The organism is Jannaschia marina (genome assembly GCF_013404595.1).
GTDB lineage: Bacteria > Pseudomonadota > Alphaproteobacteria > Rhodobacterales > Rhodobacteraceae > Jannaschia > Jannaschia marina.
On sequence record NZ_JABVAX010000019.1, the window covers coordinates 32,700 to 48,419 of the forward strand.

Below are 15,720 nucleotides of genomic sequence, written 5' to 3' on the forward strand. Positions count from 1 at the left end.
AATCGGGCCGGGCAAATCCTTCTTGAAGGATTTGCCCCCGCCCTCCGCACACACCTTATTGATAGGGACCTGACATGAACCAGGAACTGACGAACAACCCGTTCAACCCGATCGCGCCGCAGAAGGTCTTCGACGAGATCAAAGTCTCACTGGCCTCGCCTGAGCGGATCCTCTCGTGGTCCTACGGCGAGATCAAGAAGCCCGAGACCATCAACTACCGCACGTTCAAGCCCGAGCGTGACGGCCTATTCTGCGCGCGCATCTTCGGTCCGATCAAGGACTACGAGTGCCTCTGCGGCAAGTACAAGCGCATGAAGTACCGCGGCGTCGTCTGCGAGAAATGCGGCGTGGAAGTCACGCTCCAGAAGGTCCGCCGCGAGCGCATGGGCCACATCGAGCTGGCCTCGCCGGTCGCGCACATCTGGTTCCTGAAGTCGCTGCCCAGCCGCATCGGCCTCATGCTCGACATGACGCTGCGCGACCTCGAGCGGATCCTCTACTTCGAGAACTACGTCGTCATCGAGCCGGGCCTGACCGACCTCACCTACGGGCAGCTGATGTCCGAGGAAGAGTACATGGACGCGCAGGACGCCTATGGTGCGGACGCCTTCCAGGCGAACATCGGGGCCGAGGCCATCCGCGAGATGCTCAGCCAGATCGACCTGGAACAGGAAGCCGCGACGCTGCGCGAAGATCTCAAGGAAGCGACGGGCGAGCTGAAGCCGAAGAAGATCATCAAGCGCCTGAAGATCGTCGAGAACTTCATCGAGTCGGGCAACCGCCCCGAGTGGATGATCCTGACCGTGATCCCGGTCATCCCGCCCGAGCTGCGCCCGCTGGTGCCGCTCGATGGCGGCCGGTTCGCCACGTCCGACCTCAATGACCTGTATCGCCGCGTCATCAACCGCAACAACCGCCTCAAGCGGCTCATCGAGCTGCGCGCGCCCGACATCATCGTGCGCAACGAGAAGCGGATGCTGCAGGAATCCGTCGACGCGCTCTTCGACAATGGCCGCCGCGGCCGCGTCATCACGGGGGCCAACAAGCGCCCGCTGAAGTCGCTCTCGGACATGCTCAAGGGCAAGCAGGGCCGCTTCCGCCAGAACCTTCTGGGCAAGCGCGTCGACTTCTCGGGCCGCTCGGTCATCGTGACCGGGCCGGAACTCAAGCTGCATCAGTGCGGCCTGCCCAAGAAGATGGCGCTCGAGCTCTTCAAGCCGTTCATCTACTCGCGGCTGGAGGCCAAGGGCCTGTCGTCCACCGTTAAGCAAGCCAAGAAGCTGGTCGAGAAGGAGCGCCCGGAGGTCTGGGACATCCTCGACGAGGTGATCCGCGAGCATCCCGTGCTCCTGAACCGCGCGCCCACGCTGCACCGCCTCGGCATCCAGGCGTTCGAGCCCGTGCTGATCGAGGGCAAGGCGATCCAGCTGCACCCGCTCGTCTGCTCGGCCTTCAACGCCGACTTCGACGGGGACCAGATGGCCGTCCACGTGCCGCTCTCGCTCGAGGCGCAGCTCGAGGCGCGCGTCCTGATGATGTCGACGAACAACGTTCTGTCGCCCGCGAACGGCGCGCCGATCATCGTCCCGTCGCAGGACATGATCCTCGGTCTCTACTACGTCTCGATGGAGCGGGCCGGGATGACGGGCGAAGGCATGGTCTTCGCCTCGGTCGACGAGGTGCAGCACGCCCTCGACGCCGGGCAGGTGCACCTGCACGCCAAGATCAAGTGCCGCATCACGCAGATCGACGAGATGGGCGAGGAAGTCGGCGTCGTCGTCGACACGACGCCCGGCCGTGTGCGCCTCGGCGCGATGCTGCCGCTCAACGCCAAGGCTCCGTTCGAGCTGGTGAACCGCCTTCTGCGCAAGAAGGAGGTGCAGCAGGTCATCGACACCGTCTACCGCTACTGCGGTCAGAAGGAATCGGTCATCTTCTGCGACCAGATCATGACGCTCGGCTTCCGCGAGGCCTTCAAGGCCGGCATCTCCTTCGGCAAGGACGACATGGTCATCCCCGATCAGAAGTGGACGATCGTCGACGCCACGCGCGAGCAGGTGAAGGACTTCGAACAGCAGTACATGGACGGCCTGATCACCCAGGGCGAGAAGTACAACAAGGTCGTGGACGCCTGGTCGAAGTGCAATGACCAGGTCACCGAGGCCATGATGTCCACCATCTCCGAGGCCGGCACGGCCGAGGACGGGTCCGAGCAGGAACCGAACTCCGTCTACATGATGGCCCATTCGGGCGCGCGGGGCTCGGTCACGCAGATGAAGCAGCTGGGCGGGATGCGGGGCCTCATGGCCCGCCCGAACGGCGACATCATCGAGACGCCGGTGATCTCGAACTTCAAGGAAGGCCTGACCGTGCTCGAGTACTTCAACTCGACCCACGGCGCGCGCAAGGGCCTGTCGGACACCGCGCTCAAGACCGCGAACTCGGGCTACCTGACGCGTCGCCTCGTCGACGTGGCTCAGGATTGCATCGTGCGCGTGGACGACTGCGGCACCGACCGTGCGATCACCGCCGAGGCGGCCGTGAACGACGGCGAAGTCGTCGCCACGCTGGCCGAGCGCGTGCTCGGTCGGACGGCGGCCGATGACGTGCTCGTGCCCGGCACCGACGAGGTGATCGTCTCCGCCGGCGAGATCATCGACGAGCGCAAGGCCGATGCCATCGACCAGGCGAACGTGCAGTCCATGCGCATCCGCTCGCCGCTGACCTGCGAGGCCGAGGAGGGGGTTTGCGCCACCTGTTACGGTCGCGACCTGGCCCGCGGCACCAAGGTGAACCTCGGCGAGGCCGTCGGCATCATCGCGGCCCAGTCCATCGGCGAGCCGGGCACCCAGCTGACGATGCGGACGTTCCACATCGGCGGCGTGGCCCAGGGCGGTCAGCAGTCGTTCATGGAGGCCTCGGCCCCCGGCACGATCGAGCTGCGCAACCCGAACACGCTCACGAACGAGGCCGGCGGGATCATCGTGATGGGCCGCAACATGCAGCTCGTCATCAAGGACCAGACCGGCGAGGAGCGCACGTCGCACAAGCTGGGCTACGGCACGACCCTCTTCGTGAAGGACGGCCAGTCGGTCGAGCGGGGCGACAAGCTCTTCGAGTGGGATCCCTACACGTTGCCGATCATCGCCGAAGCCGACGGCAAGGCGAAGTTCGTCGACCTCTATGCGGGCATTTCCGTCCGCGACGAGACCGATGACGCGACCGGCATGACCCAGAAGATCGTCTCGGACTGGCGCTCTGCACCGAAGGGCAGCGACCTGAAGCCCGAGGTCCTGATCGTGGGTGCCGACGGGGAGCCGGTACGCAACGAGGCCGGCAACCCGGTCACCTATCCGATGTCGGTCGACGCCATCCTGTCGGTCGAGGACGGGCAGGATCTCAAGGCCGGCGACGTCGTCGCGCGGATCCCGCGCGAGGGTGCGAAGACGAAGGACATCACCGGCGGTCTGCCGCGGGTGGCCGAACTCTTCGAGGCCCGTCGTCCCAAGGACCACGCCATCATCGCCGAGCGCGACGGCACCGTGAAATTCGGCAAGGACTACAAGAACAAGCGCCGGATCACGGTCGTCCCCGCGGACGACAGCCTCGAGCCGATCGACTACATGGTGCCGAAGGGCAAGCACATCCCGGTCAGCGAAGGCGACTTCGTGCAGCGTGGCGACTACATCATGGACGGCAACCCGGCCCCCCATGACATCCTGCGCATCCTCGGGATCGAGGCGCTCGCCGACTACCTGATCGACGAGGTGCAGGACGTGTATCGACTGCAAGGCGTGAAGATCAACGACAAGCACATCGAGGTCATCGTCCGGCAGATGCTCCAGAAGTACGAGGTGCTCGACAGCGGGGAGACGACCCTCCTCAAGGGCGAGCACATCGACAAGGCGGAGCTCGAGGAAGCCAACGAGAAGGCCGAGAAGCGGGGCGGTCGCCTCGCCCAGGCCGAGCCGATCCTCCTCGGGATCACCAAGGCGTCGCTGCAGACCCGCAGCTTCATCTCCGCCGCCTCCTTCCAGGAGACGACCCGCGTGCTGACCGAAGCTTCGGTGCAGGGCAAGCGCGACCGTCTCGTCGGTCTCAAGGAGAACGTCATCGTCGGCCGCCTCATCCCGGCGGGCACCGGTGGCGCGACCCAGAAGATGCGCGCCATCGCCCAGAGCCGCGACAACACGGTGATTGAGGCGGCGCGGATCGAGGCCGAGAAGGCCGCGGCGCTCGCCGCGCCCGAGGAGACGGTTTCGGCGGAGGACGCCTTCAAGTCGGCCGAGACGACCGAGGAGACGTCGGAGGACTGATCGACCTTTCCGACAATGTGATAGAGCCCCCGCCGGAGCGATCCGGCGGGGGTTTTTCCTTGGCAATGCAAGGCTTCGTCGCGGTCCGGTCTTTGCGCGCCCTGCGCAATGCGTCGCAACCGGCGGGCCGCGTTTCGGCGGAGCCCGGGCCCCGACAGATCTTGCCCGCTTGTCAGCCGCTGTGCCCCATGCCACGCAGGCCCCATGGCAATCCGCAACCAGATCATCGGCCTGATCCGCTTCAGCTACCCAGCGACGGAAGGCTTCGCAGCCTCGCGTCTTGGACAAGCGGCGCTGGAGGAGCTGCTTTACGATCCGCGGCGACTGACGATGCGCTTCGCCTATCTGGAGACGCTGGTGCTGCCGACGCTCGCCGCGCAGACCGACGGGGATTTCATCTGCGGCATCCTCGCGGGCGACACCCTGCCGCAGGAGTGGCAGGATCGTCTGCGCGCGCTGACCGACCGGTTTCCCTTCGTGCGGCCGATCTTTCTCGAGCGCATGGGACCCTTGCCCGCCGCGAAGCGCAGCTTCCGGCGTTGCGTGGAGACCGACGCGACACACGTGACGGGCTTCCGCCTCGACGACGACGACGCGCTCGCGGTCGACTACATCGAGAAGACACGGGACCGGGCCGACCGCCTGATCGCCGGCGGCTTTGCGGAGAAGCCGGCCTGCGTCGCCTTCACCCGCGGCCTCTACTGGAATCTGAACGCCCCCGGAGAGCCGTTCCACCGCTTCCGCGAAGCCTTTGCGCCGAGCCTCGCCTGCGCGATGATCACCGCCCCCGACATGCCGACCTGCATCTACCGCTACAACCACCGCCGTATCGCGAGCTTCATCCCGACCTACCTGGAGCCCGGCGGGCAGGAGATGTTCGTCCGCACCCAGCATGACACCAACGACAGCAACCGCGTCGCGCCGCCCCATGCCGAGGCGATCGCAACGGCGGAGGCGGCGAAGCTCCTGCGCAAGCGGTTCGCGCTCGATGCGGATCGCGTCTTCGGATTGATGCCGGTCCGGCCCGCGGGTTGGTGAGACGATGAACGAGAACCTGCGCGGGTCCGTCCTGATGATGGGCTCGATGGCGACCTTCACGCTCAACGATGCGGTCATCAAGTACCTCGCACAGGGCCTGCCGACGTTTCAGGTCGTCTTGCTGCGCGGCCTCGCGGCGACGGCGCTCATCACGCTGCTCGCCTGGCTCACGGGCGCGCTCTGCCGCCCGATTCCGCGCGGAGACTGGCCCGCCGTGATCGGGCGGTCGGTGGTCGAGGTGGCGTCGTTCTTTCCCTTTGTCCTCGCGCTCACGCATATGCCGCTCGCCAATGTCACGGCTATCCTGCAGGCGCTGCCGCTCACCATCACGGCGGCCTCGGCGGTTTTTCTGGGCGAGAGGGTGGGCTGGCGGCGATGGACGGCGATCGCGCTGGGCTTCGTCGGCGTGCTGATGATCGTGCGCCCGGGCGGAGCGGATTTCGACGGCTGGTCGCTCGTCGCCTGCGCAGCCATGCTCACGATAACTGCGCGCGACCTCATCACGCGCCGCCTCTCGCCCGAGGTGCCCTCGCTCAACGTGGCGATCATCACCGCCGCCGGCGTGACGGCGCTCGGGGCCGCGCTCACCGTCGGACAGGACTGGGCTCCGGTCGACGCGGGGCAGGGCGGGCTCATCTTTCTGGCCTCCGCGTTCATCCTGGGCGGCTACCTCTTCTCGATCATGGCGATGCGCGTGGGCGAGGTCTCGGCCGTGACTCCCTTCCGCTACACCGCATTGATCTGGGGTCTCCTGCTGGGCTGGTTCGTCTTCGGCGACTGGCCGAAGCCGATGACATTGATGGGCGCGGCGCTTATCGCGGGGACAGGGCTCTACACGCTTTTCCGCGAAAGCCGCCCCGCCCCGGCCCCGCGTCCGAACGCGCCGCGCTGACCGCCGCATCTTCCTGCGTCAAATACTCGATCCCGGTACCTTCACTCGGGGCAAGCCCTAGAAACTCTCGCGGATCGCCTTGAGGTCGAGCGCGAAGCGGCGGCGCAGCACGCGCTTCTGTTCTTCGTCCGCGGGCTTCAACCGTTTGAGTTGTCCTGCCTGTCCGCTATCGTTCGTCCCGTCGATCCCGCGCAGCCACATGGGCGCATCGGGCAGAGTGAACGACGGCATGAGCGTACCGAGCCGGTGATGCGGAAAGTGCAGTGCCGTTCGCCGGTTTGTCGGCGCGAGAACGATCGCCTGTGCGATACAAATGTACGACAAGAACGTCTCCTCCACCCGAGGGCCGTCCGGTGTGAGATTCAGCAGATAGCCACGGTTGAAGTCGATCGTCAGGCGCTTGTGCTGCGCCCAGACGTGTTCGAGCGCTGTGAAGGTCTCGCGAGCGCGGGCCACGAAACGGCGGGCGACACCGTCGTCGTCGTCGTGACGGAACTGCAGCACGGGCGGGCCCTCGGGGTCGATGTGCGGCAGAACCGCGTTGCGGATCGCGTCGCGGTAGGGCTCGTCGGGGTGATAGACGATCGTGCCGCCCTTGAGCCCAGAGACGATGCGTTCCAGACGCCCGCGCCAGGGCTCCGGCAGATCCGCGCCGGTGATGACCAGAGTGCGGAAGTCACTGTCGCTCTGCATCGAGAGGGTGCGCAAGCTGACATGTTCGAGCGTCCTCAGCCGCGCCTCCATCCGGTCCGGGTGCCAGAGGTGCGCCTTGCGCGCCTCGACCGTCTCGTGTTCGGTCTGGTAACCGCCGAGACCGGGATAGGCGAAACGCGTTATGGCGAGGATCTGCAGGTCCGACATGGTGATGCAGGTTGCCGCCATCGCCCCCGACGGGCAAGGGCGCGCAGGTCCGTCGCGGTGCGTTGACACCCGGTCGCGATTCCCCTAAGTGAGCCGCAATTCGGTCTGGGCGTGGTGACACGTCCGGGGTCCGGCACGCCAAAACCGTCGCACAAGATCCGGGATACTGCTTCCCGTATCCTCTGTCACACAACCGCATCGTCCAGGTCGGAATTCCGGGCGAATGCGGCCAAGCCGGTTTTCGCGCTGCTGGCTCGTGCCGGACGACGATTGAGATTAACTGAACGGGAAGTATCAATGCCCACCATCCAGCAGCTGATCCGCAAACCGCGTCAGCCCCGGGTCAAGCGTTCCAAGTCGCTGCACCTGGAAAACTGCCCGCAGAAGCGCGGCGTCTGCACCCGCGTCTACACCACAACGCCCAAGAAGCCGAACTCGGCCATGCGGAAGGTCGCCAAGGTGCGCCTGACCAACGGGTTCGAGGTCATCTCCTACATCCCGGGCGAGAGCCACAACCTGCAGGAGCACTCGGTCGTGCTCATCCGCGGCGGTCGTGTGAAAGACCTTCCGGGTGTCCGCTACCACATCCTGCGCGGCGTGCTCGATACGCAGGGCGTCAAGGACCGTCGCCAGCGCCGCTCCAAGTACGGTGCCAAGCGTCCGAAGTGACCCGAACCGCCGGTTCGGGCCATCCTCGGGCGCGACCCGAGGATCTCCCGGCCGCAAGATCCTCGGGTCACGCCCGCGGATGACGCAACGAAGAGATCAAAGAGGATACCCCGATGTCCCGCCGCCACGCCGCTGAAAAGCGCCAAGTCCTGCCTGACGCCAAGTACGGCGACAAGGTTCTGACGAAGTTCATGAACAACCTGATGATCGACGGCAAGAAGTCGGTCGCAGAGAAGATCGTCTACAACGCGATGGATCGCGTCGAGGCCAAGCTGAAGCGCTCGCCGATCGAGGTCTTCGCCGAGGCCCTCGACAATGTGAAGCCCTCGGTCGAGGTCCGTTCCCGCCGGGTTGGCGGCGCGACCTACCAGGTGCCCGTCGAGGTCCGCCCCGAGCGCCGCGAGGCGCTGGCGATCCGCTGGCTCATCAACGCAAGCCGCGCGCGCAACGAGAACACGATGGAAGAGCGTCTGGCCGGTGAGCTGATCGACGCCGTCCAGAGCCGTGGCTCCGCCGTCAAGAAGCGCGAAGACACCCACAAGATGGCCGACGCCAACAAGGCGTTCAGCCACTACCGCTGGTAAGCGCAGCGCTTATATAGAGCACATATCACGGGGGCCCGAAGGGGGCCCCCGTGCCCGTTTTCTCCTCAATCAGAGGTACGCCAAATGGCACGCGACTATCCCCTCGACCGCTACCGGAACTTCGGGATCATGGCCCACATCGACGCAGGCAAGACCACCTGCTCGGAGCGGATCCTGTATTACACCGGCAAATCCCACAACATCGGTGAAGTCCACGACGGTGCCGCCACCATGGACTGGATGGAGCAGGAGCAGGAGCGTGGCATCACCATCACCTCGGCCGCGACGACCACTTTCTGGGAGCGCACCGAGGACGGCCAGACGGCCGACACGCCGAAGCACCGCCTGAACATCATCGACACCCCCGGCCACGTGGACTTCACCATCGAGGTCGAGCGTTCGCTCGCCGTGCTCGACGGGGCCGTCTGCGTGCTCGACGCGAACGCCGGTGTCGAGCCCCAGACCGAGACCGTCTGGCGCCAGGCCGACCGCTACAAGGTTCCGCGGATGGTCTTCGTCAACAAGATGGACAAGATCGGGGCCGACTTCTTCAATTGCGTGAAGATGATCGAGGATCGCACCGGCTCCCGCGCGGTGCCCGTCGGCATCCCGATCGGGGCCGAGAGCGAGCTCGAGGGTCTCATCGACCTCGTCACCATGGAAGAATGGCTCTGGCAGGGCGAAGACCTCGGCGCGTCCTGGGTCAAGGCTCCGATCCGCGACGGTCTGAAGGACATGGCCGACGAATGGCGCGGCAAGATGGTCGAGGCCGCCGTCGAAATGGACGACGACGCCATGATGGAATATCTCGAGGGCAACGAGCCCGACGTGCCGACCCTGCGCGCCCTGCTGCGCAAGGGCACGCTCTCGCTCAGCTTCGTTCCCGTCCTCGGGGGCTCCGCCTTCAAGAACAAGGGTGTCCAACCCCTCCTGAACGCCGTCATCGACTACTTGCCGAGCCCGCTCGACGTCGTCGACTACATGGGCTTCAAGCCGGGGGACGAGACCGAAGAGCGCAACATCGCCCGCCGCGCGGATGATGCGATGCCCTTCGCCGGTCTGGCGTTCAAGATCATGAACGACCCCTTCGTCGGCTCGCTGACCTTCACGCGCATCTACTCGGGCGTTCTGAACAAGGGCGACACGCTCCAGAACACCACGAAGGGCAAGAAAGAGCGCGTCGGCCGGATGATGATGATGCACTCGAATAACCGTGAGGAAATCACGGAAGCCTTCGCGGGCGACATCATTGCACTCGCCGGCCTGAAGGACACGACCACGGGCGACACGCTTTCGGATCAGAACGACCAGGTCGTGCTCGAGACGATGACCTTCCCCGACCCGGTCATCGAGATCGCGGTCGAGCCGAAGACGAAGGCCGACCAGGAGAAGATGTCCCAGGGCCTGCAGCGGCTTGCCGCCGAGGACCCGTCCTTCCGCGTCGAGACCGACCTCGAGTCCGGTCAGACGATCATGAAGGGCATGGGCGAACTTCACCTCGACATCCTCGTCGACCGTCTCAAGCGGGAGTTCAAGGTCGAGGCCAACATCGGTGCTCCTCAGGTGGCCTACCGCGAGACCATCGGTCATGAGGTCGAGCACACCTACACCCACAAGAAGCAGTCGGGTGGCTCGGGCCAGTTCGCCGAAGTGAAGCTGCTCATCTCCCCGACGGAGCCGGGCGAAGGGTATTCCTTCGAGTCGAAGATCGTCGGTGGCGCGGTGCCGAAGGAGTACATCCCCGGCGTCGAGAAGGGCATCAACTCGGTCATGGACTCTGGTCCGCTCGCCGGCTTCCCGGTGATCGACTTCAAGGTCCAGCTGCTCGACGGCAAGTTCCACGACGTGGACTCGTCGGTCCTGGCCTTCGAGATCGCGTCGCGGATGGGGATGCGCGAAGGCATGCGCAAGGCCGGGGCGAAACTCCTCGAGCCGGTGATGAAGGTCGAGGTGATCACGCCGGAGGAATACACGGGCGGCATCATCGGCGACCTGACGTCCCGCCGGGGCCAGGTCTCGGGGCAGGAGCCGCGCGGCAACGCCATCGCGATCGACGCCTTCGTGCCGCTGGCGAACATGTTCGGCTACATCAACACGCTGCGCTCCATGTCGAGCGGACGGGCCCAGTTCACGATGCAGTTCGATCACTACGATCCGGTGCCGCAGAACATCTCGGAAGAGATCCAGAAGAAGTTCGCCTGACGCGATTTCACCCGCTCCGCGACCGCGCGGGGCGGGTGCCCCCCAACATCTGACAAGAGGAGACCTTCCATGGCGAAGGCAAAGTTTGAGCGTACGAAACCGCACGTTAACATTGGCACGATCGGTCACGTTGACCACGGGAAGACGACGCTGACGGCGGCGATCACGAAGTACTTCGGTGACTTCAAGGCCTACGACCAGATCGACGGTGCGCCGGAGGAGAAGGCGCGGGGGATCACGATCTCGACGGCGCACGTGGAGTACGAGACGGAGACGCGTCACTACGCGCACGTCGACTGCCCCGGCCACGCGGACTACGTGAAGAACATGATCACGGGTGCCGCGCAGATGGACGGCGCGATCCTGGTTGTGAACGCGGCCGACGGCCCGATGCCGCAGACGCGCGAGCACATTCTTCTGGGCCGTCAGGTCGGCATCCCGAAGATGGTCGTCTACATGAACAAGGTCGACCAGGTGGACGACGAGGAGCTGCTGGAGCTCGTCGAGATGGAGATCCGCGAGCTTCTGTCGAGCTACGAGTACCCCGGCGACGACATCCCGGTGATCCCCGGCTCGGCCCTGGCCGCGATGGAGGGCAACAACCCGGAGATCGGCGAGGAGTCGATCAAGAAGCTGATGGCGGCCGTGGACGAGTACATCCCGACGCCCGAGCGCGCGGTGGACCAGCCGTTCCTGATGCCGGTCGAGGACGTGTTCTCGATCTCGGGTCGCGGCACGGTTGTGACGGGTCGCGTCGAGCGCGGCGTGATCAACGTGGGCGACGAGATCGAGATCGTGGGCATCCGCGACACGAAGAAGACGACCTGCACGGGCGTCGAGATGTTCCGCAAGCTGCTGGATCGCGGTGAGGCGGGCGACAACATCGGCGCGCTGCTGCGCGGTGTGGACCGGGACGGCGTCGAGCGGGGCCAGGTGCTCTGCAAGCCGGGTTCGGTGACGCCGCACACGAAGTTCGAGGCCGAGGCCTACATCTTGACGAAGGAAGAGGGTGGCCGTCACACGCCGTTCTTCGCCAACTACCGCCCGCAGTTCTACTTCCGCACGACGGACGTGACGGGGACGGTCCAGCTGTCCGAGGGCACGGAGATGGTGATGCCGGGCGACAACGTGTCCTTCGGGGTCGAGCTGATCGCGCCGATCGCGATGGAGCAGGGCCTGCGCTTCGCGATCCGCGAAGGCGGCCGCACCGTCGGTGCCGGCGTCGTGAGCAAGATTACAGAGTAATCTTGCTCGCACGCGACAGGGGACTTCGCACAGCGAAGTCTCCCGATAGCGTCGTGAGCAAGATTACAGAGTAAGGGTATTCACCGCGCCAGCGGTGACTGTCCCGACAAGGCGCAGCGTCCCGGCCTGCCGGGGCGCGAGAGCCGATCAAGAATAGCCTTGAGACAGGGCCGCCCCAACGGGCGGCCCCTTGTCACGAGAGAACGCGGGTTTCACGCCAGCGCTCCACCGATCGCGGCGCAGCGTCCTGGCCTAGCCGGCAGCGTCTAGTAGTAGCGGTTGATGCAGGTTTCCACGCCGACGGCGAGGCTCGGGCTGTCTTGCATGCTGCCACGCAAGACCACGAGGAGGAGTTCACGCTGAACACCATCGCGACGGGCCGTCGCGATCTGATGGGACATGGAACGCATATTCCCGAGCATTTGCTGTCCCTCGGGCAAGATCGCGGCCATCTGCCGCGCGGTCGTCCGGTCGACACCGGAGGATGCCGCGACCGAAGCGATCGCTGCGTCTTCGAAGCAGGTGCCCAAATCGTGGTGATCAGCTTTTGCGACACCTGCGGTCAGGGCAAAAGCTGCCGCAAGTGCGACTTGGGTATATCTTGTCATTGTCGGGTTCCTTTCGATGTTCCCACCGTTCTCATGCGAGGCGATGGCGACGGTCGATTGGATCCTTTGTGGCGATTTCGAGCTGCTCGACGCGAATTTGACGAAATTCTCTCCAAACGTCGTTCGACCTTGGCCGGTCTTGAAGCGGATACAGGCAAGACATTCGGTCGCGGAACGACCGAGCCGCGCATGGAAAAGGGCGGCCCAAAGACCGCCCTTTTCTGTAATCCGATGATTAGATCAGTTGTTGGCGATGATCGCCTCGATGCGGCCTTTCTTCTGGGCGTCGCTGTCTTCGCTGTCGACGATCGTCTTGATCGTCGCGATCTCGCCCAGGGTCAGGTCGTCACCCATCGACGCAGGATCGACGCCGATACGCTCCAGCTCGCTCATCAGGGCGGTCTGCAGCATGTTGAAGCCTTGCCCGGCGTGGCCGTCGGCGAAGGCGGCCCCGGCGGTCAGTGCGATGAGGGCGGCAGCTGCGGTCATCTTCAGTTTCATCTATCTCTCCAGTCCTGAGATCATCGCCGGCCGAGCCATTCGGACGGTCGATGCAGAAGGGGTGCGTCGCACTGCGATCACGAGTCCCCCCACAAGGCCGTGATCTCCGTGTGTCGTGACCGGTTGTGAGGTCGCCCGCACCGGAGGGCCCGTCGAGTCCCCTACTGGCGAAGTCTTTCCAAATCCTTTCGCGCAGGGGGTTGCCGAGGCCGCCGAGTCGGTCTAGACGCGCGCATCTACGGACGGGGTCGCATTGGCGGCCCCGCGTCCGTTCGGGTTCGACGAGGGGGCCGGGTGGTCCGTCCTCCTCCTCTCAACTCTCACGACCGTCCGTCCGCACAAGGGGCAGGGCGGCCTGTCAGGCGAATGACATGAAAAGCCAGAATATCCGTATCCGGCTCAAGGCGTTCGATTACCGCGTGCTCGATGCCAGCACGCAGGAGATCGTGGCCACGGCCAAGCGGACCGGCGCGCAGGTGCGCGGTCCGATCCCGCTCCCCAACAAGATCGAGCGTTTCACCGTCCTGCGCGGTCCGCACATCGACAAGAAGTCGCGCGACCAGTGGGAAATCCGCACGCACAAGCGGATGCTCGACATCGTCGACCCGACGCCGCAGACCGTGGACGCGCTCATGAAGCTCGACCTCGCCGCCGGCGTCGACGTCCAGATCTCGGTCTAAGGAGGGCACGATATGCTGCGTTCCGGAGTGATCGCGAAGAAGGTGGGCATGACCCGCCTGTTCATGGAAGACGGGAAGCAGATCCCCGTCACCGTGCTGCAGCTCGACGGTCTTCAGGTCGTGGGTCAGCGCACGGAAGACAAGCACGGCTACACCGCCGTTCAGCTGGGTGCGGGCACGGCAAAGGCCAAGCGCACGTCCCAAGCGATGCGCGGCGTGTTCAAGGCCGCCGGCGTCGAGCCCAAGCGCAAGATCGCGGAGTTCCGCGTCGACGCCGAGGCGCTCATCGAAGTGGGCGAGGAGATCATCGCCGACCACTACTTCGAGGGCCAGTTCGTCGACGTCTCGGGCACCTCGATCGGTAAGGGCTTCGCAGGTGCGATGAAGCGGCACAACTTCGGCGGTCTGCGGGCCTCCCACGGTGTGTCGATCTCCCACCGCTCGCACGGCTCCACCGGCCAGTGTCAGGACCCGGGCAAGGTGTTCAAGGGCAAGAAGATGGCCGGTCACATGGGTGCCGCCCGCGTGACCACGCAGAACCTGCAGGTCATCCGCACCGACACCGACCGTGGCCTCATCATGGTCAAGGGTGCCGTTCCCGGCTCCAAGGGTGGCTGGGTCACGATCAAGGATGCGGTGAAGAAGCCCTTCCCCGAGACCGCGATCGTCCCCGCCGCGCTGATGTCGGCCAAGAAGGAAGCCATCAAGGCCGCCGAGGAAGCCGCAGCCCAGGCCGAAGCCGAAGCCAAGGCCGCCGAGGAGGCACTTGCCGCCGAGCAGGCCGCCGCCGAGGAAGCCGCGCTGAAGGAAGCCGAAGCCCAGATCGCCGAGGAGTCCGCCGACACCGACAACTCCGACGCCGAGAAGAAGGAAGGTGACGAATGAAACTCGATGTCATCACCCTGGACGGCGGCAAAGCCGGGTCCGTCGAGCTGAGCGACGACATCTTCGGTCAGGAGCCGCGCCGCGACATCCTGTTCCGCGTCGTCCGTTGGCAGCGCAACAAGGCGCAGGCCGGGACCCACAAGGTCAAGACCCGCACCGAGGTCAGCTACTCCACGAAGAAGATCGTGCGTCAGAAGGGCTCGGGCGGGGCACGCCACGGCTCGCGCAAGGCGCCGATCTTCCGCAAGGGCGGCGTCTACAAGGGCCCCACGCCCCGCAGCCACGCGCACGACCTTACGAAGAAGGTCCGCAAGATGGGTCTTTGCCACGCGCTGTCGTCGAAGGCGCAGGCGGGCAAGCTGGTCGTGCTCGACGAGCTGAGCGCCGCCGGCAAGACCTCGGCCCTCGCCAAGCAGGTCAAGGAGCTCGGCTGGAAGCGCGCGCTCATCATCGACGGTGCACAGGTGAACGAGGAGTTCGCGCAGGCCGCGCGTAACCTCGACACCGTGGACGTGCTGCCGTCGATGGGCGCCAACGTCATGGACATCCTCAAGCGTGACACGCTCGTGCTCACGAAGGCGGGTGTCGAAGCCCTGGAGGCCCGACTGAAATGAACACCTACGACGTGATCCGCAAACCGATCATCACCGAGAAGGCGACCATGGCCTCCGAGGCCAACGCCGTCGTCTTCGAAGTGGCGATCGACGCGAACAAGCCGCAGATCAAATCTGCCGTCGAGGAGCTCTTCGGCGTGAAGGTGAAGGCCGTGAACACGACCATCACCAAGGGCAAGACCAAGCGCTTCCGCGGCCAGATGGGCAAGCGGAAGGACGTGAAGAAGGCCTACGTCACGCTCGAAGAGGGCAACACGATTGATGTGACGACGGGGCTGTAAGCCGAAGGGTGGGCATCACATGCCCACTGCTTGTCACGAGACATAAGGCCCCGCCGGAGACGGCGGGGCCTTACGCCTAGCTTACCCACAGTTAAGAAACGGGCAGACAGGATGAAGAAAGTATTTGTATTCTGGGATAACTCTAACGTCTTCATTGGCGCGAAAGCGGCGTACCGGGAAACACAGAAGCAATTTCCTTATTCAGCACGTATCGATTTTCACAATGAGGTGCTCCCTGGAAATTGGACGCTGACGGGAGCTACGATCTGAGGTCATCTTGGTCTTCGAGAAGGAGACGGACGAGATGGCGAAGAGGAAGCGGCACGCGGCCGCGTTCAAGGCGA

14 protein-coding genes are annotated in these 15,720 nt (G+C 65.0%); 11 read left to right on the forward strand and 3 right to left on the reverse strand.

Annotation, left to right across the window (positions count from 1 at the left end; all coding sequences use genetic code 11):
- The first annotated feature begins 74 nt into the window (after positions 1-74).
- From rpoC to HSX43_RS18230, 3 genes are all read left to right on the forward strand, one after another.
- A complete protein-coding gene (gene rpoC / locus HSX43_RS18220) occupies positions 75-4,316 on the forward strand; it encodes a DNA-directed RNA polymerase subunit beta' (RefSeq protein ID WP_179381573.1) in 4,242 nt (1,413 codons plus the stop codon).
- A 204-nt stretch (positions 4,317-4,520) separates the two neighbouring features.
- The gene (locus tag HSX43_RS18225; RefSeq protein WP_179381574.1) at positions 4,521-5,354 is read left to right on the forward strand and encodes a glycosyltransferase; all 834 of its coding nucleotides are present in this window, start codon (positions 4,521-4,523) and stop codon (positions 5,352-5,354) included.
- A gap of 4 nt (positions 5,355-5,358) precedes the next feature.
- Positions 5,359-6,246 carry a DMT family transporter gene (locus HSX43_RS18230; RefSeq protein ID WP_179381575.1) on the forward strand — a complete coding sequence of 296 codons (888 nt, stop codon included), beginning with the start codon at positions 5,359-5,361 and terminating at the stop codon, positions 6,244-6,246.
- A 57-nt stretch (positions 6,247-6,303) separates the two neighbouring features.
- Here HSX43_RS18230 and HSX43_RS18235 read toward each other — a convergent pair whose 3' ends face one another.
- Complete coding sequence (locus tag HSX43_RS18235; protein ID WP_179381576.1) at positions 6,304-7,107, reverse strand: glycosyltransferase; 804 nt, start codon at positions 7,105-7,107, stop codon at positions 6,304-6,306.
- 297 nt (positions 7,108-7,404) lie between these two features.
- Here HSX43_RS18235 and rpsL point away from each other — a divergent pair, with 297 nt between their 5' ends.
- The 4 genes from rpsL (at position 7,405) to tuf (ending at position 11,807) form a co-directional block, all read left to right on the forward strand.
- Positions 7,405-7,776 (forward strand): 30S ribosomal protein S12, encoded by a 372-nt coding sequence (gene rpsL / locus HSX43_RS18240; RefSeq protein ID WP_179381577.1) that lies wholly within the window; start codon positions 7,405-7,407, stop codon positions 7,774-7,776.
- 113 nt (positions 7,777-7,889) lie between these two features.
- The gene (gene rpsG, locus HSX43_RS18245; protein WP_179381578.1) at positions 7,890-8,360 is read left to right on the forward strand and encodes a 30S ribosomal protein S7; all 471 of its coding nucleotides are present in this window, start codon (positions 7,890-7,892) and stop codon (positions 8,358-8,360) included.
- A gap of 84 nt (positions 8,361-8,444) precedes the next feature.
- On the forward strand, positions 8,445-10,562 hold the full coding sequence (fusA, locus tag HSX43_RS18250) for an elongation factor G (RefSeq protein ID WP_179381579.1): 2,118 nt from the start codon (positions 8,445-8,447) through the stop codon (positions 10,560-10,562).
- A 69-nt stretch (positions 10,563-10,631) separates the two neighbouring features.
- Complete coding sequence (tuf, locus tag HSX43_RS18255; RefSeq protein ID WP_179381563.1) at positions 10,632-11,807, forward strand: elongation factor Tu; 1,176 nt, start codon at positions 10,632-10,634, stop codon at positions 11,805-11,807.
- Positions 11,808-12,073: 266 nt separating this feature from the next.
- Here the strand turns inward: tuf and HSX43_RS18260 are convergent, their stop codons facing one another.
- Both HSX43_RS18260 and HSX43_RS18265 read right to left on the reverse strand, forming a co-directional pair.
- Positions 12,074-12,415: a hypothetical protein gene (locus HSX43_RS18260; RefSeq protein WP_179381580.1), complete on the reverse strand. Its 342-nt coding sequence runs from the start codon at positions 12,413-12,415 to the stop codon at positions 12,074-12,076.
- 240 nt (positions 12,416-12,655) lie between these two features.
- Positions 12,656-12,916, reverse strand: coding sequence for a hypothetical protein (locus tag HSX43_RS18265; protein WP_179381581.1), 261 nt, complete (start codon positions 12,914-12,916; stop codon positions 12,656-12,658).
- A 371-nt stretch (positions 12,917-13,287) separates the two neighbouring features.
- Here HSX43_RS18265 and rpsJ point away from each other — a divergent pair, with 371 nt between their 5' ends.
- The 4 genes from rpsJ to HSX43_RS18285 are packed head-to-tail and all read left to right on the forward strand — an operon-like array spanning position 13,288 to position 15,376.
- Positions 13,288-13,596: a 30S ribosomal protein S10 gene (gene rpsJ, locus HSX43_RS18270; RefSeq protein WP_179381582.1), complete on the forward strand. Its 309-nt coding sequence runs from the start codon at positions 13,288-13,290 to the stop codon at positions 13,594-13,596.
- Between the two features lie 12 nt (positions 13,597-13,608).
- Entirely contained in the window at positions 13,609-14,481 is an 873-nt protein-coding gene (rplC, locus tag HSX43_RS18275) for a 50S ribosomal protein L3 (RefSeq protein WP_179381583.1), read from the forward strand.
- Complete coding sequence (gene rplD, locus HSX43_RS18280; protein WP_179381584.1) at positions 14,478-15,095, forward strand: 50S ribosomal protein L4; 618 nt, start codon at positions 14,478-14,480, stop codon at positions 15,093-15,095. The genes rplC and rplD overlap by 4 nt, the downstream gene beginning before the upstream one ends.
- Positions 15,092-15,376, forward strand: a complete 285-nt coding sequence (locus HSX43_RS18285) for a 50S ribosomal protein L23 (protein ID WP_179381585.1) — start codon at positions 15,092-15,094, stop codon at positions 15,374-15,376. Before rplD ends, HSX43_RS18285 begins: the two co-directional genes overlap by 4 nt.
- Positions 15,377-15,720: the final 344 nt, after the last annotated feature.